The organism is Syntrophomonas sp. UBA5494, from assembly GCF_002426325.1.
In genome coordinates this window covers 38,895-39,962 of the sequence record NZ_DIPG01000098.1, presented here as the reverse complement: position 1 = coordinate 39,962, position 1,068 = coordinate 38,895, and the positions used below count along the sequence as shown (strand labels likewise).

Annotated in this window: 2 protein-coding genes and 1 pseudogene; all 3 read left to right on the top strand. The window is 52.5% G+C overall.

Features of this window, described 5'->3' with window-relative positions; genetic code table 11:
• On the top strand, nt 1-174 hold a 174-nt coding region (locus B3W37_RS10970; RefSeq protein WP_483175767.1), incomplete at its 5' end, for an NADH-quinone oxidoreductase subunit B family protein.
• 1 nt (nt 175) lies between these two features.
• Nucleotides 176-643: an NADH-quinone oxidoreductase subunit C gene (locus tag B3W37_RS10965; RefSeq protein ID WP_483175766.1), complete on the top strand. Its 468-nt coding sequence runs from the start codon at nt 176-178 to the stop codon at nt 641-643.
• Between the two features lie 3 nt (nt 644-646).
• Nucleotides 647-1,068 (top strand): annotated as a pseudogene (locus B3W37_RS10960) (NADH-quinone oxidoreductase subunit D); the annotation flags it as partial.

Below are 1,068 nucleotides of genomic sequence, written 5' to 3'. Positions count from 1 at the left end.
ATGGGCAATTGCGCCACCAGCGGGGGGCCTTTTCGGGACGGCTACAGCATTCTCCCCGGGGCTGATACCCTGTTCAAAGTGGATATATTCGTGCCCGGGTGCCCTCCCCGGCCAGAAGCCTTGTTCCACGGGCTCTTGGAATTGAAAAAGAAAGTTGAGCGGGGTGATTACTGATATGGCAGAGGAGTCTAATACTGCTAAGGACAACCATATGGCAGAGCTGGCCGCTGCTCTTAATGAACGGTTTAAACCTTTGGAAGTGAGCTATGACCAGTATTTCGCCTATCTCAAGATAGAGCCTGGGGCACTTCCTGCAGTTATGCCGTCTCTCTATGATGATTGGGGCATGAACTACCTGGGCAACTTGGATGCCGTAGACTATGGGGAAGAATTCGAAGTGGTATACCACCTCTACGGGATTCCGGCCCATGATAAAAAGATTGCTGTCAAGGTGAGGGTTCCGCGCCAGAATCCTAGTGTACCTTCACTTATCGCCATATATCCTACCGCTGACTGGCAGGAAAGGGAGGCTTATGATCTGATGGGGATTCAGTTTACTGATCATCCCAACCTGGTCAGGGTTTTGCTTCCTGATGACTTCAGCGGTCATCCCCTGCGCAAAGACTTCGGGAAGGGGGTTTGAGGCATGATCGAAACGGAAACCTATACTATAAATATCGGCCCGCAGCATCCCAGCACTCACGGCGGTCTCCATGTCGAAGCCATAATGGACGGCGAGGAAGTGAAAGACGCCATCGTCCACGTGGGCTATGTGCACCGCTCGGTGGAGAAAATTGCCGAAAGCCGCACCTATGCGCAATTTGTTCCTTATGCCTCACGGCTGGATTATCTGGCTTCTCATCTGCCCACTCTGGGATACGTCCAGGCGGTGGAGAAGCTGGCAGGCATTATCGTGCCGGAAAGGGCGGAATATATCCGGGTCATAGTATCGGAATTGTCCAGGATTGCCTCTCACATGATTTTCGTAGGCAGTCTGGCTATCGACCTGGGGGCTACTACCGGTATGGTTTATTGCTTCCGGGACCGGGAGCGGATAATGGATATGTT